General features: G+C 41.1%; 18 protein-coding genes. 4 read left to right on the forward strand and 14 right to left on the reverse strand.

Translation table 11 applies throughout. From position 1 onward, the window contains the following. Nucleotides 1–5 precede the first annotated feature (5 nt). The 3 genes from AC13CS_RS06830 to AC13CS_RS06840 form a co-directional block, all read right to left on the reverse strand. The gene (locus AC13CS_RS06830) at nucleotides 6–878 is read right to left on the reverse strand and encodes an OmpA family protein (protein ID WP_293163285.1); all 873 of its coding nucleotides are present in this window, start codon (nucleotides 876–878) and stop codon (nucleotides 6–8) included. A 96-nt stretch (nucleotides 879–974) separates the two neighbouring features. Continuing rightward, nucleotides 975–1,976 (reverse strand): glycosyltransferase family 2 protein, encoded by a 1,002-nt coding sequence (locus AC13CS_RS06835; RefSeq protein ID WP_293163288.1) that lies wholly within the window; start codon nucleotides 1,974–1,976, stop codon nucleotides 975–977. A gap of 12 nt (nucleotides 1,977–1,988) precedes the next feature. Next, complete coding sequence (locus tag AC13CS_RS06840) at nucleotides 1,989–2,435, reverse strand: type I restriction enzyme HsdR N-terminal domain-containing protein (RefSeq protein WP_293163291.1); 447 nt, start codon at nucleotides 2,433–2,435, stop codon at nucleotides 1,989–1,991. 26 nt (nucleotides 2,436–2,461) lie between these two features. Here AC13CS_RS06840 and holA point away from each other — a divergent pair, with 26 nt between their 5' ends. After that, entirely contained in the window at nucleotides 2,462–3,463 is a 1,002-nt protein-coding gene (holA, locus tag AC13CS_RS06845; protein ID WP_293163294.1) for a DNA polymerase III subunit delta, read from the forward strand. 2 nt (nucleotides 3,464–3,465) lie between these two features. On the opposite strand, the gene AC13CS_RS06850 is transcribed toward holA, so the two are convergent. From AC13CS_RS06850 to uvrA, 5 genes are all read right to left on the reverse strand, one after another. Next, a complete protein-coding gene (locus AC13CS_RS06850; protein WP_163624625.1) occupies nucleotides 3,466–3,843 on the reverse strand; it encodes a DoxX family protein in 378 nt (125 codons plus the stop codon). Between the two features lie 101 nt (nucleotides 3,844–3,944). Beyond that, a complete protein-coding gene (locus tag AC13CS_RS06855) occupies nucleotides 3,945–6,353 on the reverse strand; it encodes an alpha-ketoacid dehydrogenase subunit alpha/beta (RefSeq protein ID WP_293163301.1) in 2,409 nt (802 codons plus the stop codon). Nucleotides 6,354–6,680: 327 nt separating this feature from the next. Then, nucleotides 6,681–9,566 (reverse strand): gluzincin family metallopeptidase, encoded by a 2,886-nt coding sequence (locus AC13CS_RS06860; RefSeq protein WP_293165231.1) that lies wholly within the window; start codon nucleotides 9,564–9,566, stop codon nucleotides 6,681–6,683. After that, nucleotides 9,526–10,212: an LOG family protein gene (locus AC13CS_RS06865; protein WP_293163304.1), complete on the reverse strand. Its 687-nt coding sequence runs from the start codon at nucleotides 10,210–10,212 to the stop codon at nucleotides 9,526–9,528. The genes AC13CS_RS06860 and AC13CS_RS06865 overlap by 41 nt, the downstream gene beginning before the upstream one ends. Nucleotides 10,213–10,232: 20 nt before the next feature. Further along, nucleotides 10,233–13,094: an excinuclease ABC subunit UvrA gene (uvrA, locus tag AC13CS_RS06870; protein WP_293163307.1), complete on the reverse strand. Its 2,862-nt coding sequence runs from the start codon at nucleotides 13,092–13,094 to the stop codon at nucleotides 10,233–10,235. A 29-nt stretch (nucleotides 13,095–13,123) separates the two neighbouring features. On the opposite strand from uvrA, the gene AC13CS_RS06875 reads away from it, so the two are divergent. Beyond that, nucleotides 13,124–13,396 carry a hypothetical protein gene (locus AC13CS_RS06875; RefSeq protein ID WP_293163310.1) on the forward strand — a complete coding sequence of 91 codons (273 nt, stop codon included), beginning with the start codon at nucleotides 13,124–13,126 and terminating at the stop codon, nucleotides 13,394–13,396. 8 nt (nucleotides 13,397–13,404) lie between these two features. Here the strand turns inward: AC13CS_RS06875 and AC13CS_RS06880 are convergent, their stop codons facing one another. Further along, nucleotides 13,405–13,737, reverse strand: coding sequence for a hypothetical protein (locus AC13CS_RS06880; RefSeq protein ID WP_293163313.1), 333 nt, complete (start codon nucleotides 13,735–13,737; stop codon nucleotides 13,405–13,407). Nucleotides 13,738–14,296: 559 nt separating this feature from the next. On the opposite strand from AC13CS_RS06880, the gene AC13CS_RS06885 reads away from it, so the two are divergent. Continuing rightward, on the forward strand, nucleotides 14,297–15,124 hold the full coding sequence (locus AC13CS_RS06885; protein ID WP_293163315.1) for a HipA family kinase: 828 nt from the start codon (nucleotides 14,297–14,299) through the stop codon (nucleotides 15,122–15,124). Then, nucleotides 15,121–15,987 (forward strand): hypothetical protein, encoded by an 867-nt coding sequence (locus AC13CS_RS06890; protein ID WP_293163318.1) that lies wholly within the window; start codon nucleotides 15,121–15,123, stop codon nucleotides 15,985–15,987. The genes AC13CS_RS06885 and AC13CS_RS06890 overlap by 4 nt, the downstream gene beginning before the upstream one ends. A gap of 10 nt (nucleotides 15,988–15,997) precedes the next feature. On the opposite strand, the gene AC13CS_RS06895 is transcribed toward AC13CS_RS06890, so the two are convergent. From AC13CS_RS06895 to AC13CS_RS06915, 5 genes are all read right to left on the reverse strand, one after another. Continuing rightward, nucleotides 15,998–16,618, reverse strand: a complete 621-nt coding sequence (locus tag AC13CS_RS06895; protein ID WP_293163321.1) for a JAB domain-containing protein — start codon at nucleotides 16,616–16,618, stop codon at nucleotides 15,998–16,000. Between the two features lie 138 nt (nucleotides 16,619–16,756). Further along, complete coding sequence (locus tag AC13CS_RS06900; protein ID WP_293163324.1) at nucleotides 16,757–18,952, reverse strand: transferrin receptor-like dimerization domain-containing protein; 2,196 nt, start codon at nucleotides 18,950–18,952, stop codon at nucleotides 16,757–16,759. Nucleotides 18,953–19,828: 876 nt separating this feature from the next. After that, on the reverse strand, nucleotides 19,829–21,286 hold the full coding sequence (locus tag AC13CS_RS06905) for a Gfo/Idh/MocA family protein (protein ID WP_293163327.1): 1,458 nt from the start codon (nucleotides 21,284–21,286) through the stop codon (nucleotides 19,829–19,831). Between the two features lie 355 nt (nucleotides 21,287–21,641). After that, nucleotides 21,642–22,340, reverse strand: a complete 699-nt coding sequence (locus AC13CS_RS06910; protein WP_293163330.1) for an RloB family protein — start codon at nucleotides 22,338–22,340, stop codon at nucleotides 21,642–21,644. Next, nucleotides 22,330–23,655 (reverse strand): ATP-binding protein, encoded by a 1,326-nt coding sequence (locus AC13CS_RS06915; RefSeq protein ID WP_293163333.1) that lies wholly within the window; start codon nucleotides 23,653–23,655, stop codon nucleotides 22,330–22,332. Before AC13CS_RS06915 ends, AC13CS_RS06910 begins: the two co-directional genes overlap by 11 nt. Nucleotides 23,656–23,702: the final 47 nt, after the last annotated feature.

The following is a 23,702-nucleotide window of genomic DNA, read 5'->3' on the forward strand; positions in this document are numbered from 1 at the left end:
ATTTCTTATTTGCCTGTACCGCCTATAGCTGGGTCTTTCATTCCTTCTTCGATCATGTTGTAGAACTGATCGATTTTTGGAAGTACAACAATTCTTGTTCTTCTGTTCTTAGCTCTATTGGCAGAAGTATCGTTATCAACAAGAGGTACATAGTAGCTACGTCCTGCAGCTGTCATTCTAGCAGGGTCTACACCAAAGTCGTTTTGAAGGATACGAACAACAGAGGTTGCTCTCTTCACACTCAAGTCCCAGTTATCTGCAAGTTCCGAAGTTCTAATTGGTACATTATCCGTGTGTCCTTCGACCATAAATTCAAAATCGGGCTTGTTGTTCACCACTTTGGCTACTTTGCCAAGTACTTCTTTTGCTGCATTTGTTACGTTGTAGCTTCCGCTTCTAAACAACAATTTATCGGAAATGGATACGAATACAACACCTTTTTCAACACTAATTTCGATGTCTTCGTCATCCAAGTTGCCCAATACGCCTTTTAGGCTCTGTACCAAAGCAAGGTTTACAGAGTCTCTACGTGTAACGGCATTTTGCAATTTTCTGATGGTAAGGTCTTTTTCCTGAAGACTTTCAAGTGACTTCTCAAGGTTTTCGGCACCTTTTGTAGTAAGCGTTGTCAAGTTGCCCATGTTGTTGATGAGCTCTTGGTTATTTGCTTTAAGGAATGCGTTTTGGTCTTCAAGTGTTTTCAACCTGGAATCTGCAGTTGCTTTTTCTTCCAAGCAATCGTTCAATTTAACGGTTGCAGAATTCAATAGGTCTTGGGTTTCTTTGTGTTTGGCTTCAAGATCGGCATATTTCTTTTGCGATACGCAAGAAGATAGAAGAACTGTCATCGCCAATGTTCCTAGAAAAAATTTTTTCATAGTTCAGAATATAATTTAAGGATTGTTAGATTTATCAAATGTCGAAAAACAATACCAAAATTAGATAAAAAGCAAGGTATCTATATTTAGGCATCGTTAATCTTTTACTAAAATGTTAAAATTATTTACTTGATGTACGAAATAGGACCATACTATGGATGTCGTAATATAGTACTTTAATAAAAAATTAGCTTTTTCGCGCTTTCTGTACATTTTTATAAAGTTAACATAAAAACTGAGATGAGCCTTTAAAATAGCAAAACAGTGGTCAAACTTTAATTGAAAAATGAATCGTACGGCAGCAATGCCATCCAGTAGTAAACGGACAAAAATTATGGGAAGCGCTTTTTTTCTTGGAAGGTTTTTTGTGATGGAGTAGAGGGAGTTCCTAAAATTCAGATACGTTTTTTTGGGATTCATGTTGGATAATGTACTGCCCCCCAAATGATACACATGGCTTTGGCCAACATAATACACTTTGTGCCCGGCATTTTTGGCCCGCCAACACAGGTCAATTTCTTCTTGATGGGCAAAGTAGTCCTCATCGAAGCCGCCTAGTTTTCGGAACACATCACTTTTGATAAACATACATGCACCTGTGGCCCAAAAAACTTCTTTTACATCGTCGTACTGACCTTCGTCCTTTTCTATGGTCTGAAAAATTCTTCCCCTGCAAAATGGATAACCGAACATGTCTATAAACCCTCCAGCTGCACCGGCATATTCAAAATGGTCCTTTTGGTTAAGATCCAATATTTTGGGTTGGATTATGGAAGCGTCGGGAAGGTTGTTAAAGGCTTCTTTTATGGGTTTTAGCCAGTTTGGAGTTACCTCAACATCAGAATTCAACAAGCAGAACACATCTGCCTCAATGTTTTTTAACCCATCGTTGTAACCTTTGGCAAAACCTCCGTTCCAAGCATTTTGAACAATCCCAATAGTAGGGTAGTGTTGCTTTAAAAAATCGACAGAACCATCGGTACTCGCATTGTCCACCACATAAATATCGGCCCCTTCGGAATATTCCATAACCGAAGGCAGGAACCTTTCGAGCAAGGCTTCCCCATTCCAATTAAGTATGACGACGGCAATTTTCAAAACGGAGGCAAATTAACGGCTAAAATCAGGAATTTCCTCTAAAAACCTGTATTTTTCATTTCCGTGGTCCATTTCACAATAATAATGTTCCAAACCATTGGTCACCATAAGGTGGTCCGCTTTTAGTTGATAGTTGTACCTCGCAATTTGGTCGAAGGTGGATTGGGTTATTTTAATTTCTGGAGCTTTGCACTCCACAAGCAGAAAAATGGAACCATCCGAATTAAAAACAACAACATCGTAGCGTTTCTTGAGTTTGTTGACCGTTAGTTGCTTTTCGGCATTCACCAGGCTTTTAGGGTAGTTTTTCGTATACACCAAAAAATGAAGTACATGCTGTCGTACCCATTCTTCAGGTTGGAGTACCACAAATTTTTTACGTATATCGTCAAAAATGTACTGTCTATTTTGGCTATTTTTGATTCGAAATGAATAAGACGGAAAGTTCAAAGCTTGCATGCTACAAAACTGGTGATATAAATTGAATGGACAAAGTAAAAGAGATTGTATCGGAAATCAATAAGGGAAACCCAAAACCTATTTATTTTTTAATGGGGGAGGAGCCTTACTATATTGACCGTATTTCCCAGTACATAGCCGAAAATGTTCTTACGGAAGATGAAAAGGGGTTTAACCAAATGGTGCTTTATGGCAAAGAGACCTCTGTTGATGAAATAGTAGCCAATGCCAAGCGATTTCCGATGATGGCTCAGCACCAAGTTGTTATAGTTAAAGAGGCACAGCACCTTTCCAGAACCATCGAAAACCTTGTTTCTTACGCCGAGAATCCGCAGCCGACAACGATTTTGGTGCTTTGTTACAAATATAAAAAATTGGATAAGCGTAAAAAGCTCTACAAGACCATAAAAAAGAGTGGGGAACTTTTTGAAAGTAAAAAGCTTTACGATAACCAAGTTGCTGATTGGATAAGGAGAACTTTGGCCAGCAAAAAATATAAGATATCACCAAAATCTTGCGTGATGCTCGTGGAGTTTTTGGGGACGGACTTGAGCAAAATCAGCAACGAGCTCGATAAATTGACCTTGGTGGTGCCCCCAACTACCGAAATCACACCTGATTTGATAGAGGAGCATATTGGTATCAGCAAGGATTTCAACAATTTTGAGCTGAAAAAGGCAATTGGTGAACGCAACGTAAAAAAAGTGTCCCAAATTATGGACTACTTTGCCCAAAATCCAAAGGACAACCCATTTGTGGTAACGGTTACACTGTTGAACACATTTTTTACGCAGTTGTTGCAGTATCATGGGCTTAAAGACCATTCTCCAGGTAATGTGGCCAAAGCCTTGGGAGTAAATCCATACTTTGTGAACGAATACGTAGTGGCCGCAAAAAACTACCCTATGAAAAGGGTGAGCGGTATTATCTCCAGTCTAAGGACATTGGATTTAAAAGGCAAAGGGGTAGGGGCCAGCAACATGACACAAGCTGACTTATTAAAAGAACTCCTTTCCGAAATAATTTAGGATTACCTTTTGTCCACACTGTATTTACCTGGACCCAATAGCATGATGACCACAAATATGGTTAGGTAAAGTAAAGCCATCTCCTTTTTTCCGAATGGATCAGCTCCGTGGATCATAAAACCTGCAACAAACATAGTTATTGCGGTAGGTATAGCGGCCCATCTGGTTTTAAAACCTATAATGATTAAAAGTGGACAGATAAATTCACCAACAACGGCCAAAAAAAGAGACGGAGCTTGACCAATGCCAAAAGGGTTGGCAAATTCCGTGTTACCGTTGATTAGATTCATAAGTTTAGGGTAACCGTGGGTTAGCATAAATGCAGAGGGAACAATTCTTAGCAAAGCAAGCCCTAGGTGTATCAAAGTATTGTTTTTCATTCTTGGGGAAAATTTTAATCCATGTGAATGTATAAATTATGTTTTAAAAAACGTAACAATAATTGACGAAAAGTGTTTTTGGGTTGACGTACGCCAAAACATTACCTAAGCGCTGGATAGGAGTTAGGGTCGGATTCGTGCATAATTTGGTAAACCTTCTCAAAGATATCCTCGGCGTTGGGTTTGGAAAAGTAATCCCCATCTGATGCGTAAGCTGGACGGTGCGCTTTTGCCGACAAAGTTTGCGGAGCACTGTCCAAATAACGGTAGCCTCCTTGTTTTTCAACCACTTCTTGCAATAAATAGGCAGAACATCCACCGGGAACATCTTCATCGATTACCAAGAACCTGTTGGTTTTTTGCAGACTTTTTACCACATCATGTTCCAAATCAAACGGAAGTAATGATTGGGCATCGATCACTTCAGCATCTATACCTACTTCCAAAAGGTCGTTGGCTACTTTTTCCACAATCCTAAGGGTAGATCCGTAGGATAGTAATGTAATGTCCGTTCCTTCTTTTAGCGTTTCCACTTTACCTATTGGCGTGCAGAACTCACCTAAATTGGAAGGTTTCTTTTCTTTTAAACGATACCCGTTCAGGCTTTCGATAACCAGGGCAGGTTCGTCACTTTTCATAAGTGTGTTGTAGAAACCTGCTGCTTGCGTCATGTTTCTGGGAGTAAGGATGTACATTCCCCTTAACAAATTGATCAATCCGCCCATGGGTGAACCGGAGTGCCAAATTCCCTCCAAACGGTGTCCTCTGGTACGTACAATAAGCGGTGCCTTTTGTTTTCCGACGGTTCGGTACATTAGCGTTGCCAAATCGTCGCTCAATGTTTGGATAGCGTAAAGGATGTAATCCAAATATTGTATTTCGGCAATGGGGCGCAACCCACGTAGTGCCATTCCAATTCCTTGGCCTATTATGGAAGTTTCACGTATTCCCGTATCGGCAACCCTTAATTTCCCATATTTCTTTTGAAGCCCTTCAAGCCCTTGGTTTACATCCCCGATATTTCCGGTATCCTCGCCAAATACCAAAGCTTCTGGGTATTTTGTGAAAAGGGCATCAAAATTATCCCTTAAAATGATTCTTCCATCAACTTCGTCCTCATTGGAATAGGAGGGGAGTACTTGTTCCACTTTGGTGGCTTTATTACTAAGTTCGTTATATAGATGTGAGCTAAATTGTGGCTCATTGGTTGCCAAAAAATCATCCACCCATTGTTGAAGCTGTTTTTTCTCTGGTGTGGATTCTCCCAAAAGGTAACGAAGCGCCTGTCTGGATTTGGACGCTAAATCTTTTTTCAGGGGTTCCTCGATGGCAATTAAGTCGTTTTTCAACTTGTTTATAAAAGCACGATTTGGACTTTGGTTAGCTGCCTTTTCCAGTAGGGGTACCAATTCTTTTTTAGCGGCCAATTGTGGTTTTAAAAACTCGGACCAAGCTTCTTTTTTGGCGGCCCGGACTTTATGTTTTATTTCGCGTTCCACTTTTTTAAGGTCCTCTTCGGTGCTTATGCCGTTCTCAAGAATCCACTCTCTAAAACGTTTGTTGCAATCATTTTCCCGCTCCCATTCCAAACGTTCGGAGGACTTGTATCTTTCGTGCGAGCCCGAAGTAGAGTGACCTTGGGGTTGGGTAAGCTCTGTTACATGGATAAGTACGGGCACATGACCTTCCCTGGCAATGTCCGAAGCATTTTCGAAAGCATGGATCAGGGCAGTGTAATCCCAGCCCTTTACTTTTAATATTTCAAAGCCTTTTTTATCGTCATCACGTTGCAATCCGCTAAGGGCTTCGGAGATGTCACCTTTGGTGGTGTGGTATTCCGATGGTACGGAAATACCGTATTCATCATCCCAAATACAGATAACCATGGGCACTTGCATTACCCCGGCGGCATTCATTGTTTCAAAAAAATGTCCCTCACTGGTACTGGCGTTACCGATGGTCCCCCAGGCTACTTCATCCCCATTCTTGGAGAAGTTGGTCTGATCAATGCCTTCAACGTTACGATATATTTTAGAGGCTTGGGCCAAACCGAGCAAACGGGGCATTTGGCCTGCTGTACAAGAAATATCTGCGCTACTGTTTTTTTGTTCCGTTAGGTTTTTCCAAGAACCATCTTCATTTAAACTATGGGTTACAAAATGGCCGCCCATTTGCCTTCCGGCACTCATGGGCTCTTTCTCCAGATCGGTTGTGGCATAGAGTCCGTGAAAAAAGGCTTTTGGACTTAAATAGCCCAATGCCATCATAAAGGTCTGGTCACGGTAATACCCGCTCCTAAAATCACCATCTTGAAATGCCCTTGCCATGGCCAACTGTGGAAGTTCCTTTCCATCTCCAAAAATACCAAACTTGGCTTTTCCAGAAAGTACTTCCCGCCTTCCCATTACACTACATTCCCTGCTGGTGACAGCTGTTTCATAATCTTGAAGAATCTGAGATTTGAAATCGTCAAAGGAAATATCGTTACTTGTACTTGGGTTAGGTTTCATGGATTGTTGAAGATTTCTGCGAAATTACTAAAAATCCTTCAAAATTGCAACGTGCAACTCCGTTAATAAAATATAAATAATTCAAAAATACACTTGGTATATTATGTATTTATCATTTTAACGATGCAAAAAAAGCTTTTGATTATCATATTGATAAAATAAATAATTTATTAAAACCAACTATCTCCAAGGCAAGCCATAAGAATATTTCGCTGATTTCATTTTAACGCCATGGTCAAAAACCGAAATTCTATTTTTGGATTCCCGTTTTTACGGGAATGACAGTTGTAATGAAAACCCCGATGCTTGTGCGGGAATTCTTTTTTATTAAAACCACTTTCTTGTAAACAACCCAATCAAGGTTCTAGGGCTTATGGTCACAACAAAACGAATACGTTCCTCATAATCGTTCTGGGCAATTTCCCAACCTTTGTTGGAATATACGGGGAAGTAGAGCTCAAAATAGTCCGTTACCAAATTTAGGCGAATACCGGAATCGTAAACAAAGCGGGGATCAAAACCTTTATTTTTAATAAAACCAAGGTCGCCGTAGGCTTCTACCCATCGCCAAATATTGGTGCTTGCGTTGGTCGTAGCAATCCAATCGTTTGCAAAAGGGTTTTCTAGCTTTGATTTGAACCCGCCCTCGGCAATAATAACTTGCTGACTGTATATTCCGGAATCCTCCGACCTACCCAAATAGGCAAGGTCGAACATGTAATCCGTTGGTCTGTCCAAGGCAAAACTAAAAAAGTCCGATTCCGTTTTGTTGCGTAAAAATTTACCCGCATAAAAGCGCAAGTTCAGTTGCCTGTTGCTCTGAAACAATTTTCTATATTCCAGTTCAAAGGCAATCTTGGTAAACTCGCTGGAATGTTGGGCATCTACAGACCAAGAGGAATAGTTAAGTATATTGTTGTCCACATCGGTATACCTAACGTTCATAACACTGTAATCTGGATCAGTGTCCAATTCGCCTACAAGATTATCGTCGATACTTCTAAAAACACTCCTGTACCTTAATAGCAAATATTGTCTTCTGTTGGAAAGCAAATCCTCGGGTCGCCACCCAAAACTCACGGCAGGCGTCAATGTGGAAAACCTAGAGTTTTCCTGAAAGTGCGAAGACGATGCCGAAAACGAATAATTGGTAACATAGAGCCCGGTTTTTTTATGATACTTACGGTACCTAAAACCAACTTTCCCCACAAAGGTGCGTTCCAAAAAGGAATAAGTGGGCGATATATCGTACTGGAATTGTCTTTCCAGAAAGGTTTTGTTGTAGAGCCTTAATCCGGGTGTTATGCCATCGTATAGGTTAAAGTTTGCAATGGGGACATAAAACACCTGATTGTAATAAGGGTCCTCGGTGTCTTTAAAAAATTGGAACTTTAATTTCTTATTGCTCGATAGCCAACCGTTCAAAGTCTTCCAATTATCACGCTGATTGAACTCGGGGATTTTTTGATCGTAGTTCAAAACCAAACGATCTTCACTCTTTCGGGGAATGGTAAAGCTTTCGGTGGTATCTATGTCCGAAAACCAATACTGGGATACCACGGAATCATTTTCGAGCCCAAAAACCGATATGGGCACTTTGGTTCCCCGTTTATTCTTAAGTACAAAGGTGATGGAATCTTCGGTTTTTTCAACCTTCTTGATCTTGAAATCAATCTTTTTGTCTGTGGACACATATTCTTCAAAAAACCAATCCACTTCCTTGTCCGCATATTTTTCGATGGTTTTTCTAAAATCAGCGGCCGATACAAACTGTTTTTGTTTGTAATTTTTGAAGAAATCCAGCACCGTACTGTCTATTTTCTTTTCACCCAAATAAGCAGACAGATAAGACATGCCAAGACCAGCTTTGTACCCGTTGGCAATTTTTTGGTTAAACTTGATCAGGGAATCGTTGGAAGTTGTTAGTGCTTGGTCTATGTTTTTACGAGCCGATAGCATACTGAACAGGGAATACTGCTCGTTAAAATCCATTTTTGCCAAATGGAAGTTTTTTAATCCCCAGATTTTGGAAAGTTTACCTATCAGTTTTTGATCGGGGTAATGCTCTTCCACATATTTGATCATTAAATAGTATCCAATCGCATCATTCACCCATCGTTCCTTTCGTGGGTCTAGGTATAAAGACTCCTTTAAATAATTGCGAATGGCCGTTTTCAAAAACTTCATTTCAAATTGAAACTGTTCTTCGTATGGCCTTATAAAAGAAGGAAGCTGGCTGATTCCGTAAAGCGGAGATCTATTATAGTCGAATTCACTCACCAAAAGATTGTCATGAGGGTAGCCTCCTAAGTTTTCATGAAGAAATTGAGCAATTTTTATAATGGATATTCCTTGGGATATTTCCTCGTACTTGTTCGATTCAATATCCGTAGTGATGGTGAGGTAATCCGTAACGTGCTTGGTGAACCTTTTATCAATGGTGAGAATAATTTCACAGTTTTTTCTCTTGTCGCCAATAAGCTGCACATGTTGCCCTCCCGGAAAACTAGCAATACTGGACATTCGGTAGTTTGATGCCAAAAACAATTGCTCTGGGAAGGTAAAATTGATTCGGGTCTCCGTAATATCCGTATAGAGGTCGTCAAGGTTTATGTTGTTGTACAATTTCCAGTCGCCATCAAAAACTGCTGGGGTCAAGTACCAATCCTGTAAGTTGTAGCCAAGGTTATCGGTGCGTCCGTAACCCGTAAACTTGGCACTGGGCAATTTAATGGTGTAGGTAAAAAACAACTGAATGGATTCACTGGGTTTTAGGACTTCGTTCAGCGTAACGGAAATGATATCCGAATTCCCCTCCCGTTTCCAATCCAAACCAGCGTATTTGTCATCCACAATAGTTTTAATGGTGGTCTTGCCACGTTCCCTGTCTTTTGCCAAATGAAGGCTTCGGTTGAATTCTTCCGCAAACCGTTTGGCCAGTGCTGTGTTTTTGTTGGAATAGGCATGGTTCCAATCGTTAAAATACAATGTGGACAGTCCCTTTTTCGATTGGTTGACATAGGTGAAATGTTGTCGAATCCGTATTTGGTGGGTGGGTCCATCGAGTGTGGCCACTATTTCATTTTTGTGCTGTCCCCAAAGTTTGGGACACACCATTATAACAAGCAGCGAAATGCTAAGTAATACCCGATGGTTGATCAATACAACAAGATTAAAAATTTGGACTAAGGGTTCTGCCCTTGTAAAAGGCATCAATAATTTCGACGACTTCATCCTCGGTGTCCACTAATTTGATTAAATCCAGGTCTTTTGCGCTAATATTACCAGCCTCGATCAGGGTATTCTTGATCCAATCCATAAGTCCTTTCCAGAACTCCGTACCAACAAGTATAATTGGGAATGTATGTATTTTGTGTGTTTGAATAAGTGTGAGAGCCTCAAAGAATTCATCCAACGTACCAAAACCTCCCGGCATTACCACAAAGCCTTGGGAATATTTTACAAACATTACTTTTCTAACAAAGAAATAATCAAAATCAAGGCTTTTGTCATCGTCAATGTAAGGATTGTCGTGCTGTTCAAAAGGCAGGTCTATGTTCAAGCCCACCGATGTCCCTCCAGCTAGGTTGGCCCCTTTGTTACCTGCTTCCATAATACCCGGTCCACCTCCGGTAATGACGCCATAACCGGCCTCGGAAATTTTTTTGGAGATTTTTACCGCCAAATCATAATAAGGATGACCTTCCCGAACCCTTGCGGACCCAAAAATGGATACACAAGGGCCTATTACGCTCATTTTTTCAAATCCATTGACAAACTCGCCCATAATTTTGAATATGGCCCATGAATCGTTTGTCTTGATCTCATTCCATCCTTTGGAATGTTTTTCTTTTCGCATCTGCATAGTTGTCTCGTATTTTAAACCGCGCGTTTAATTTTTTGTTTTGTGTTTTCTAATTCTTTCCTCAAGAATTTGGCTGTGTAGCTTTTCTTGTCTTTAGCCACCTCTTCCGGAGTTCCCGTTGCAACAACCGTTCCGCCGCCTCTTCCTCCTTCGTAACCAATGTCTATAATATGGTCCATCATTTTAATAACGTCCATATTGTGCTCAATTACTAAAATGGTGTTTCCCTTGTCAACCAAGCGGTCAAGCACTTCCATAAGCACTCGAATATCTTCAAAATGGAGGCCCGTGGTTGGCTCGTCGAGGATGTAAAAGGTATTTCCAGTATCTCTTTTGGAAAGCTCCGTGGCCAACTTTACCCTTTGGGCCTCACCGCCGGAAAGGGTAGTGGACTGCTGTCCCAATGATATATAACCCAGGCCTACATCTTTTATTGTCTTAAGTTTACGATGAATTTTTGGAATATTTTCAAAAAAATCCACCGCTTCGTTGATGGTCATCTCCAAAACATCTGCAATGGATTTTCCCTTGTAGCGTATTTCCAAAGTCTCCCGGTTGAATCTTTTACCATTGCAGGTCTCGCATTCCACATAAACATCGGGCAAAAAGTTCATTTCAATCACTTTGAGACCTCCTCCTTGGCAGGTTTCGCAACGCCCTCCGGTTACATTAAAACTAAAGCGACCGGGTTTGTACCCTCGAATGGTAGCTTCGGTAGTTTTGGAGAACAAGGAACGGATCTCGCTAAAAACACCCGTATATGTTGCTGGATTGGAACGTGGGGTTCGACCAATCGGGGATTGGTTGATGTCGATAACCTTGTCAATATGCTGCAAGCCCGTAATTTTTTTATACGGCATCGGTTTTTTTACCCCATTAAAATAATGTGCGTTCATAATAGGGTAGAGGGTTTCGTTGACCAAAGTGGATTTGCCGCTTCCTGAAACTCCTGTGACCCCGATAAGTTTTCCCAAAGGGAAATCTACCGTTACATTTTTAAGGTTATTCCCTGTACAGCCCGAAAGGGTGATTTTTTTTCCAGTTCCTTTGCGTCGTTTTTCGGGCACTGGAATTTCGAGCTCGCCCGTAATGTATTGTGCGGTTATCGTATGGTGATCGATCAATTCTTTTGGACTGCCTTCGGAAATGATTTCCCCGCCGTGTTTTCCCGCTTTTGGACCAATATCAATCACATGGTCGGCACTTTCGATCATATCCCGGTCGTGTTCCACCACAATAACGGAATTGCCTATATCGCGCAATGCCTCCAAGGATTGGATCAAACGTTCATTGTCGCGTTGGTGCAGACCAATGCTGGGTTCGTCCAAAATGTAGAGCACGCCCACCAATTGCGAACCTATTTGTGTGGCCAATCGAATACGCTGTGCCTCACCGCCGGACAAAGATTTGGAACCTCGGTTCAACGAGAGGTAATCCAGCCCAACATCCAACAAAAAACCAACACGGGACTTGATTTCCTTTATAATTTCCTCGGCAATCTTTTTTTGGTTGCCTTCCAGTGTATCTTCTAAATGTGTAAAGAAATTGGCAAGTTCGGCAATGTCCATTTCTGCCAATTCGGCAATGTTCTTACCATCAATTTTAAAATAGAGAGACTCCTTTCGCAAACGAGAACCATCACAAGTGGGACATTCCACTTTGTCCATATAATCTTTGGCCCATCGCTTTATCGAAGCGGAATTGGCTTCTTCGTATTGGGTTTTGATGAAATTGGAAATGCCTTCGTAATCAATTTTATACTGCCTTTTTACGCCAAGACTTTTGGAGTCTACCTCAAAACTTTCCTTGCCACCGTTCAAAATAACGTTCATGGCTTCTTCTGGAATCTTTTCTATGGCATCCGTTAGTTCAAAATTGTAGCGTTGCGCAATGGTTTCCAGTTGTTTAAAGGCCCACGATTTTTTGTATTCTCCCAAAGGTGCAAGGCCTCCTGATTTGATGGATATTTTTTTGTTCGGGATTATTTTATCCTCGTTCACTTGAAACACATGGCCCAGGCCACTGCACTCAGGGCACATTCCTTTTGGCGAGTTAAAGGAAAAAGTATTGGGCTCCGGAGTGGGATAGGAGATACCGGATGACGGACACATTAAATCCCTACTAAAGTAACGCGGCACTGTTTCGCCCTCTTCCAAAACCATGAGCACATTGTCTCCGCTGTACATGGCCGTATTGATGGTTTCGCTCAACCGTTTATGAAAATCCTCGCTATCGCTAACCTTCAAACGATCTATTACAATCTCAATGTCGTGGGTTTTGTAGCGATCCACCTTCATTCCCTTGGTTATGTCGGTAATTTCACCATCAACCCTGACTTTTACAAAGCCTTGCTTTGCAATCTGTTCAAAAAGTTCGCGGTAATGTCCTTTTCTGGACTTGATTACCGGTGCCAACACATTTATTTTTTTGCCGAGGTAGGTTTCAATGATCAGATCTTTGATCTGTTCATCGCTATAGCTTACCATTTTTTCGCCCGTGTTGTAACTGTAGGCGTCTCCTGCGCGGGCAAAGAGCAAGCGTAGGAAGTCGTACACCTCGGTAATGGTGCCCACCGTAGAGCGGGGAGATTTTGAAGTGGTTTTCTGTTCAATGGCGATTACGGGGGAGAGTCCATCAATTTTATCCACATCGGGCCGTTCCAATCCGCCCAAAAACTGTCTGGCGTAGGCCGAAAAGGTTTCAATGTACCTACGTTGCCCCTCGGCATAAATGGTATCGAAGGCTAGGGAGGATTTCCCGCTGCCCGAAAGTCCTGTGATTACAACAAGCTTTTCGCGGGGAATGGTGACATCTATATTTTTTAGGTTATGGACCCTTGCGCCCTTAACCTCAATATGTTCTTCGTAATTGATCATAAATCATAGCAAACCTCAAATGTAGCGATTTGGGATGTAAAAAGGAAGTGGCCTTTTGTTTTCGTTTTTTGTTGATCGATGGTTTATTTCTGAGTTTAGAAACTGTCATTTCTGTAATAACGATTTGGTTCCCGTCCCTGAGCTCTGGTCATTTAACCAAGCCGAAAATAAGCGATGTAACAAATGGCACTGGATTCCGTGTAAAGCACGGAATTACACTTGAGAGATTTCTCGTTGCTTCGCCCGCTCAAAATGAAGCAATGGGCAAAGGTGCCGTTATGTTTACGGTTCTTTTCAATTGACCATAAGGTTAAACTAAGTGGCGAAAGTACTTGGGAATGGGCATTTGTTCCATTTTCCAAGTACTTTTTTTATGATGCTCATCGGTGACCTCTATAAAAAAGTAACTTGCGCCTCCCTTCATTTTTGAAGTAATGTGTTCCACGGTAAAAACCCGTTCTTCAAATAAAAAAATGTATTCTGTGGTTTCCCCGTTCGGGGCTTGCTTCATTTTTCCATCCCGAAGGATCAAGTTGGGTTTGGCCAAGATACTGTTGCTTTTGTGCCAACACAAATAGCGTATTTCTCCGCTACGTAGCTTATCAATTTTAATGGTGTATTGCCCATCGCCAAAATAGGCCAAAATACGCTCAATATCGGGATGTCTCCAAAAAATGGCTAAGTAGGTTTACGTTGGTTTGGAATGGATTCAACGCCAATATGTGCTTGGCTATTGTATTACACCCTGTTTCTTTTTCCCCAATGGGCACCATGTAGCCATCCGGCTATGTAAATAATAAATCCCAAAGCTACCAAGCAGAATATCTGTAAGGCGTTTATAGTTTCAAGTGTAGTCATTGTCTTATTTTGATGACGAAACTACACGATACGCAATAATTCTGCACACCCAATTGACGAATGGCTCATTTGGATTGATGAATGGTGTTTTTGAAGCAACAAAGATTCAAAAATTGTACAAAAAAAGTTTGGGAAATTGACCAAGGGCATTGCCGTAGTATGATTTGGACGCTGCGATGGGGGATTGGTAAGAGGAGCAAGCCCTTTAGGGCTTTTTAACTAAGTTGATTAGCCTCGTCAATTAATCGATTATTAATCAACATTTTACTGTTGATAAGTGTAAATCCTTTCTTGTTTATTCTGAAGTAAAAGCATTTAACTTTGAAAATATTTTTTAAAAGTCTATGCTTGAACCCATTAGTGTAATAAATGCAATATCTGTTGATAGGGAAATCTACACTGATGGTCACAGTCCGCTTCTAACTATAGGTGAAGATTATGAAAAATATGTTGTTAAAAACTCTAGAGGTAGAATACCTGCATTTGATCTTATCAATGAATTTTTAGCAAATGGGCTTCTTCAATGTTGGAATATACCTACTCCTGAATGCACAATACTAAGAATTGATCCGTCGCTTTTAGTAGGTTATTCAAATAATCATCAAGCCAGATTTTATAACTATTCTTCTTTTGGGTCTAGAGTAATTCCGAAAAAATTAGATTTAAATGAATTTACTGTTGCCAAAAACAAGTCTGTTTTTAACAAACTTCACAATCCGATTGATATTTTAAGAATTGGTCTCTTCGATTTATGGGTGTCAAACGATGATAGAAAGCCTACAAATCAAAATTTAATTCTTTCAATTGATGATGGTGGGAAGTATACCATCACTGCAATTGATCACGCATTCATTTTTGAAACTCTTCCTTATCAGGACTTGAATCCAAAACACTTTTCTCCATCAGTTAATGACCATATAATACTATCGGATTTAGCCAAAATTGTAAAGCGCTATACGAACATTGATGAATCTTTCGTTAAATCAGAAAGAGAATATTTCTATTTTTGCCTCGATGAATCACAAAAAAACTTTGAAGAAATCATTAATAATATCCCAAATGATTTGGGTTTGAACGATGACTTGACTAACTTTCTAAGTCAATATTTATTCAATAAGAAACGGAACGAACAAATATTTGCTGAACATATTTATAGGCTTTCAAACCAATGAAGAAATTTTACAGCATTGTAAAAATAGTAACCGATATGACGGTGAATGACAGTATTTCTACTGGAATCATTGTTAATGATGGCAGCAGGCTTTTGTTTAAATTTTCCGATTTTAAAAAAAGTATAGCAAAAAGGCTTTTTCAATCTGCTTCTGATGATATTGATTTTGCTGTAAAGCAACTAGAGAAAAGAATTGAAGAAATTAATAACAGTATCAATTTAGATGGTGCAATAGGGTTATTTGATTTTACAGAGTATAATAGTCAGTCAAAATCAGATTATTTTAATTACCTTAATTCATATACTACAGGTTTAATTCAATTCAGTTCTCCAAAACTAATTCTGGATTCTCATTCAATTGACTTGGATAAGCTGTTCAAGCTCTATGTTGACCCTATTGAGCATATAAAAGTTAATAAAGGGGAGGAAGATCTTCAAATGATTAAGTCTCATGTTCAAAAAAGATTGATTTCTAAAGTAGAGGAAAGAATTCATACTAATATTAAAATTGATAGTAGTTTAATTTCTGATATAATTTTTCCTTACGAATTAGATTGTATTGGAATGAATGGATCTTTAGTGGGGGCTAAATCTTTGTCATTTGAACACTCTCATCAAACTGTTGACAAAAACGTTTCTCATTACATTGCCTTAATAACCTCCCTTAGTTATAGATATAGTAAAAGTCTCAAGGAGAATCGGTTCTATCTTATTGCTAATGAGCCAAAAGATATGAAGAATGAAACTTACAAGATTTGGGATAAAGTTTATAAAAATAAACTAATTGACATTTTACATCCTAATGAAGCTGATATTGTAGCTGAACGCGTTTTTGAAACAAATGCTTCTAAATTTTTTAAGTAAGAGAAAAATCCTAAATCCCCCCAATAACCTTCAAACTCAAGCCTGTGTGCTTTTTAATGTCAGCATCGGACATGCCGCTAGCTTTTAAGGACTTGGCAATACTGATCGCCTTTTCTTTTTCGGCCCGCTTTTTCTCGGTATCAATTTTAAATTGTTCCAGTTCCTGCCTTTCGGGGCCCATGATCTCAAACAGGCCGTTTTTTTTCATTTCGTCCATCACGCCTTGGTCGGCAAAACTGGTGTAATTAGTTTCCGTGATCACCAAATGGTCCAGCACCTCTACTTTGATCAGTTTGCCCGCTTTTAGCATGTGGTCGGTAAAGGTAATATCGGCATCGGTAACTTCGTGCGAGCCGCTGGGGTGGTTGTGCACCAAGATCAGCTTGCCCGCCAGTTTGTAGATCGCCATACGGAACACATCGGGCGGGTCGGCATTTACCCTATTGCTGGCGCCAAGGCCAATAAGCTCCACGAACAAAATCTTGTTGTTGTGGTTGAGGCCCACCACCCAAAAATGCTCTTGGTTGCGGCGTATCTTGTTCTCGCGCAGCAATACCTGCTGCATGATCGCATATATGTCCGCGGAGTTGAGCACTTTGATCTTTTGTTCTTGGGTAAGCCGTACGTTCATAATGAATGTGTTGCAATTTGGGTCTGGGAAAGGTAGTCCATGCTCGTGAGAAAAACAAGAATGCCATTCTGTGGCATAAAAAAACCGCCCCCCACGATAATTCGCAAGAGACGGTTTGGTTTTGTCAGAGAAATCCAGTTACTGCACTAGGCTGTTCAGTTGCTGTATTTGCGCATCAAAATGTTTAAGGGTGGTGGCCAACACCCCGATTTGTTCCTGTGCTTCTTTCCATTCCTGCTGTTCAATGGCCTCGCGCACGCCTGGAAGTGTTTTTACCCCATAGCCCGTGTAAAATCCGGGGGCATAGATCTGGTGCTTGAACCAATCCCTACGGGGCAGCCCCTTATCCTGCAACAATGCTTGCTCCATACCCATCAACTTTTGGTTCAGTTGCGCCTTTTTGGCACCGGACAGGGCAAGTACATCGGCCTTGGAAAAGGTGGCTATACTTTTCTTTAAGTCGGCAACCACATTTTGTATGGGAGAGAAGTCCAAATAGGGTACTTCATCCTTCAATTTTGCGGGTGCTACGGGTTTTTTGGGATCCATGGTCAATTGGTAGGCATCCTGTTGCACCAATTTGTTGTGTTTTTCCACTTCGGCACGCATATCTTCCAAAGTTTTCATCACCTCGCCCAAATAGGTTTCAATGGTGCTGTGCCATTGGGTGAGTTCAAACGGCAATACCTCGGCATTTGCCAAACGGAGCGAAATACGTCCTGCGGTGTTAGCCAAGGCCACACCATAGTCGAACCCGGGATCTTTAAAACGGGTGTAGTGGGTGTAGGTATCGTAAATGGTGTGGTATTCCCCACCGGAACCTTCGCCACCATAGCCCAAGTTCAAGGAGGCAATACCCGTATGCTGTATAAATGGGGTATAATCCGAACCAGAACCGAGGGCAGACAGTGTAAAGGAATTGTCGCCACCACGCATTACATTCGCCGCCTTGCGACGCTCCGCTACGGAAACCCCTTTTTGTGGGTCGGTCACCGTATGGGCCACTTGGCTCACCATGGCCTGTAGCGAGTGGGAACCTCCGACACCCAAATACCCACGGCTGTTGCCATCGGTGTTGATGTAGGCCACGGCCTTTTCTTTTAGTTCCGGAATATGGTCCTCTACCCATTCCGTAGAACCGATAAGTCCGGGTTCTTCGGCATCCCAAGCGCAATACACTAGGGTACGCTTGGGTTTTTTGCCCGATTTGGCCAATTCTCCGATCACACGGGCCTCTTCCATTAAGGCGACCATGCCGCTAATGGGGTCGCTGGCACCGTGTACCCATGCATCGTGGTGGTTGCCACGGATTACCCATTCATCGGGGAACTCGTCGCCCTCCAAAGTAGCAATCAGGTTATGGGCAGGTTTCAACTGCCAGTCAAACTCCAATTTTAAATGCACTTTGGCCGGTCCGGGCCCAATGTGATAGGTGAGGGGCAAAGCGCCTTTCCAAGAAGCTGGGGCCACAGGGCCTTTCAGGGCTTCCAACAAGGGTTGCGCATCCTCGTACGAAATGGGCAATACCGGAATCTTGGTGATGGTCGGTGCTTCTTCGCGCTTTAAACGCTTCGCATCCTTAGTGGCGGCATAGCCGGGCGTTAATACATCACCAGGATAGAGCGGCATATCCATTACGGAACCGCGTTGCACGCCCGTTTTGTTTTTATAGGCTCCTTCGGGGTACACATCACCTTGGTAATAGCCATCATCCTTTGGGTCGGAATAAATGATACAACCAATGGCACCCTTTTCGGCAGCCAGTTTGGGTTTAATGCCTCGCCAAGAACCGTAGTATTTCGCGATCACGATCTTGCCCTTCACATCGATGCCCAATTTTTCGAGTTCTTCGTAGTCGCTGGGTACGCCGTAGTTTACGAAAACCAGTTCGGCCTCCACATCGCCATCGGTGGAGAAGGCGTTGTAGCTGGGCAATAGTTTATCGCCCTGGGCGGTGTAGGGGTCGCCCTCGACCGCCACGGCTTCCAGTTTGGCGGTGTATTGGGTAGGGGCGGTGAGCTCCAGCACCCGCACCTTGGGGTAGGGGAAAAGCACGTGGTAGGTATCAATCTTGGTTTTGTAGCCCCAAGATTTAAACTGTTTTTCCATCCATTTTACGTTCTTTTCGCCGTATTCGGTGCCTACCCAATGGGGTTCGGCGGCCAATAGTTTCATCCATTGGTCCAAATTGTTGGCGGAAAGTTGTTTTTCGTAGTCAGCTTCGAGCTGTAGTTGCTCGTCCGAAGCTTTTTCACTGAACCCAATGATCTTGTCTTGGGCCGTTACACTGATTGTCCCTAATAATAGGAGTAGAGGTAGTAATTTGTTTTTCATTGTTTTGAATTAGCACTTAAATTTAAGTATTTCCTTGGTTAATTGGTTATTGGTTGTTGAGTTATTCGGTTATTGGGTTATTGGGTTACTGGTTATTAAATTATTGGAAGTCGGGTGTCGGAGGTCAGTTGGCAATAATTCGGATTCTTTCTTTTTGACACTAATTTCACGAATACCACAAATTTTTTCCGTCCTTGCTCTTGATGTTTGAACTTGTACTTGTACATGAACTTGAGTTGGCAGTGGGCAGTGGGCAATGACTAGGGTTATTACTTTTTGACACTAATTTCACGAATGCCACAAATTTTTGCGCCCTTGCTCTTGATACTTGAACTTGAACTTGAGTTTGCAGTGGGCAGTGGGCAGTTGGCAATAATTCGGATTCTTTCTTTTTGACACTAATTCCACGAATGCCACAAATTTTTCCGTCCTTGCTCTTGATACTTGAACTTGAACTTGAGTTGGCAGTGGGCAGTGGGCAATAATTAGGATTCTTTCTTTTTGACACTAATTTCACGAATACCACAAATTTTTTCCGCCCTTGCACTTGATGCTTGAACTTGTACTTGAACTTGTACTTGAACTTGAGTCTGATGCCTGGTTCTCGAATCTCTTGTTAAATACTAAAAATGATGAAGTACACCGAAAGGGTAATACTCTTCAAAAACAAAAGAAGTCTAAAAAGCAACAAATTTTGAATTTGTCAGGTTGTGTCCTTCGACTACTCAGGATAAACTAAAGTCGAAATCCAATGATCATCAACATTTAGGTTCTCGACTGCCTACCCTTTCGGCAGGCGGGCGCTCGAACTGACAGACAACAAACTTTTTAGACTTCTTAAAATTTTAAATCCTTAACCGTTGTGGTTTTTGATTGTTACATTTCCCAACCCTCACGATAGGTGCGGGTAACAAATTGGTTGGCATCATCAAAATTGGTGATGTTCATATTCTCCCCGTCCCACAATAGTTTTTTACGACCATAGAATTCCATGTTCCCCTCGGAGTTTTCTCTTCGTAACATATAACTACGGATAGCGAGATTACCCATCAACACAGTTTCGGTCATAGGCCCGGCATAATCAAAAGAAGAGGTAAGGTCTAAATGTTCCTGACTGCCAAAACCTGCCTTGCAGGCATCCACCCACTTGCGTTGGTGGCCATACTCGGGTTCGGGCATTTCCTCAACCTCGGGGCCAAACTCGGTAACACCATTGTTCATGTATAATTTGGGGGTTAAAGGCGAACTATCGTTAATGTTTGTGGAAATAACGCCATGTTCTCCATGGATAAGCACCCCATTTTGACTTCCTGGCCCTCCAATATCACTGTCGGCAGGAATAATCTCTGGATGGGATGGTCTAATTCCTCCATCGCTCCATGTCATGGTCAACGGAGCGGCAGTTTTGTTGGTAGCCTCATAATTTAAGGTAATGAACGAAGAAGGTGGACAACCTTCCGGGTGATAATCGGGATTCCACATTTGAGAGAATACTGTGCCTACGCTACATTCAGCTGCAGTGGGGTACCCCAATTTTAGGGTTCTGTAGGGGATGTCGATCAAGTGGCAGCCTACATCGCCCAGGGCTCCAGTACCATAATCCCACCAGCCTCTCCAGTTGAAAGGGTGCAGGTTTGGTGTGTATGGGCGCATTGGGGCGGGGCCTAACCATAGATCCCAAAATAGGTCGTCGGGTTTGCCGGAAGGATCGGGTTTGGGCATTTCGTTGCCTTGTGGCCATACGGGGCGGTTGGTCCATATTTCCACTTTGGTGATTCTTCCCAAAGCTCCGGAATCTACCCACTTTTGTACCAAGCCCAATAGCGGGTTGGACCCACCTTGGTTCCCCATTTGGGTTACCACTTGTTTGTCCCTTGCCATTTGGGTAAGCATTCTTGCTTCGCGGATGTTGTGGGTCATGGGTTTTTGCACATAAACGTGTTTGCCCCGCTGCATGGCGTAGGCCGCGGCAGGACCGTGCACATGGTCGGGTGTGCTTATGGTGACCGCATCTATATCTTTTACGGTATCGAGCATTTCGCGATAATCGTTGAACAGTTTAGCTTTGGGAAAACGCTCCACCGACCGTTTTGCCGATCCTGAAAAATCGACATCACAGAGGGCCACCACATTTTCGCGACCGTTAACGGAGGCATTGGCAATGTCGCTCGCGCCTTTACCGCCAGCGCCTATCGCGGCAATGTTCAAGCGGTCGCTGGGCGCTAAAAAGCCAGGGCCGCCCAAAACATGGCGCGGTACAATAAACACGCTGGATGCCAGCGCGGTGTTTTTTACAAACTTTCTTCTACTTTGGGAATTGGATTTTTTTTCCATTTTTTGTTTACGATGTTTTTAGAGCCTGTTTAGGAATTTGCCAATTGTTTTCGTATGCCCCTTTTTGCGCATTTTCTCGTTATAATTTTGAACCGTAACCACGGCTATGCTTAAAAATTATGCCTCAAACTGCATCAAAAATGATCTATACCAATTCCAATCTCAAATCCCTAAACAGGCTCTTAGTTTCTAATTGCAAAACAATATAGGAAAAAATGAGCTGAGCCTTTATTATGATTTTGTGATATGTGTAAAATATGGTGGTGGTGGGAGGGGAGGTTTCGTTATCGGTTTTGGCTATGCGCAGTATCCCGCAGGGTATTGCGTATAGGCTTTGTTACCTGCTGGCTTTTTTTTAAATGTGTTTTAACAATTCTTTTACTAACTCAAAAACAGTTGTAGTTGACTCTTCCATAGCAGGGTTGGAGTGGTTGTGCTGATTAAAGTTTCTTTCAGCTCTTTTTATTGCTAAATCGACTCTTTTTTCATTTGTTTTTTCGTCAAACCCATCTAAAAGTTCGAAAAAGTCCTCATCAATCAGTTTACTATTTTTTCCGTCATATGTTACTTTATACGGTTTTATTAGTTTATTAATTCTGTCATCATAATCATTCCTATGCATACCACCACCTTGATGGTCATTGAAATGAAGAATAAGCCAATATTCAAATGCCTGATTAGAGTATGCTATTCCAAAATTATTTGCTTTAGCCATTTGAATTGCATTATTGAAATCGTTTTCATCAAAATCATCTTTGTCAAAAACACACCAAACTTGATCGTATTGATTCTCTTGTGATAGTTGATGTGCTCGATTGACTAACGAAACTGTATTATATCCTTCACCAACTGGCTTAACAGTTGCAGATGTTAGTTTAAACTGATTGAAATATGATGGCTCTGTATTTTTACCCTCACAAACTATTAGTATTGTAGGCTTTTGATTTAAGCTAGGCAATGACCTTTCGAAGGTAGGCTCAGACATTCTTTTTTTCTTTAATTGCTCTTTGTGTCTTTTTTTAGCAGCAATTTGTTCCTCTCTTTTATTTTTCATTTTCATATTGAGAAAGGATTGTGTTTAAGTTTTCAAAAAATCCTAGAAAAGGAACAGCTCCGTATTTACCTCTAATATAGTTTTCTTCATAAGGTTCATTTTTCTTTACTTCGTCAGATTTAAAATCGGCTAAAGAATAAAGCTTTGCTTCTCCGAACTTGTTTTTGTCTGTAAACCAAATTTGGTCTCGTCTAAAGAGACCTGTGCTTAATAGGTTCGTGTCGTGTGTATTAAAAATAAGTTGTGCGTTTTTTGGATTAAGTTCTTTTGAATTAAAAAGAGAAACAATCCTACAAACTAAATTCGGATGAAGCTTAGAATCTAATTCATCAATAACCAGAGTATATCCATTTTCAATCACGTCAAGAATGGGGCCTGTCAATGCAAAGAATTTTCTCGTTCCAGAAGACTCGTCATCATCAAGGGAAAAGTTTACACTATCAATTGACTTACCATTGGCATCATATTTTTTATGAATGGTTAGAACATCAGAGACAAACTCAGCTTTTTCTTCGTTCACTTCACGAAGAATTTTATCCCTCACTTCTTTGGGTAAATCTTTTGGTAACTTATCAATATCTAATTTCTGCAGTTTAATGTCTTTGATACCTAGGTCGGCAGCTTTAAGTAAATCAAGAATTTTTGCTTTATGAATTGGATCTTCAGTTTTACCCATTGTGTAGCCTTGATAACCTGACTCATTAAGACCTGAAAGCGTTTTAAGTCTTTTGAACCAGTCTAAAACATTAATAGAAGTCTTATCATTAAATTGTGCTGCTACAGAAAGTAAAAGAGCATTGTCTCTTACTAAGCCTTCTTTGATAACAGTTTTACCCTTACTAAAATTTCTGGAGTGTGTATCATATTTATTATTCTCTCTATAAAACAGTTCAATCTCTTTCGTTTTTGGTTTGTAGTAGAGCCATTCTGAAATTACTTTATTTCTAGTTGCTTCAAACCCATATCGATAAAGGATATCCTTGTAGATAAAAATTATTTCAAATTCAGATGGCTCTTTTTCTGAGGTACTACTGAGTTTAAAGGGGTGAACGTCAATTTCATCACCTTTTTGACCTTCTTTTGAGCTGTTTAAAACATAATGCCTCATAAACGCAAAAGCATCAAGTAGTTTGCTTTTTCCACTCGCATTAGCGCCATAAATGACAGCATTCTTTAATAGTCTTAATCCAAATTTTTCATTTAATGCAATATTTTCATTTTCTCTAGTGTCTTTATCGTAATTGGATGCGATAAGACTCAAAACCGCCCTTTCTTTGAAAGTTCTATAGTTTTTAATTGAAAATTGTAGAATCATTGTCTTTTTGCTTATTTATTCCGCAAAAATACGATTTATTATTTATT

The sequence above is a fragment of the Flagellimonas sp. B-3 genome, assembly GCF_056857835.1.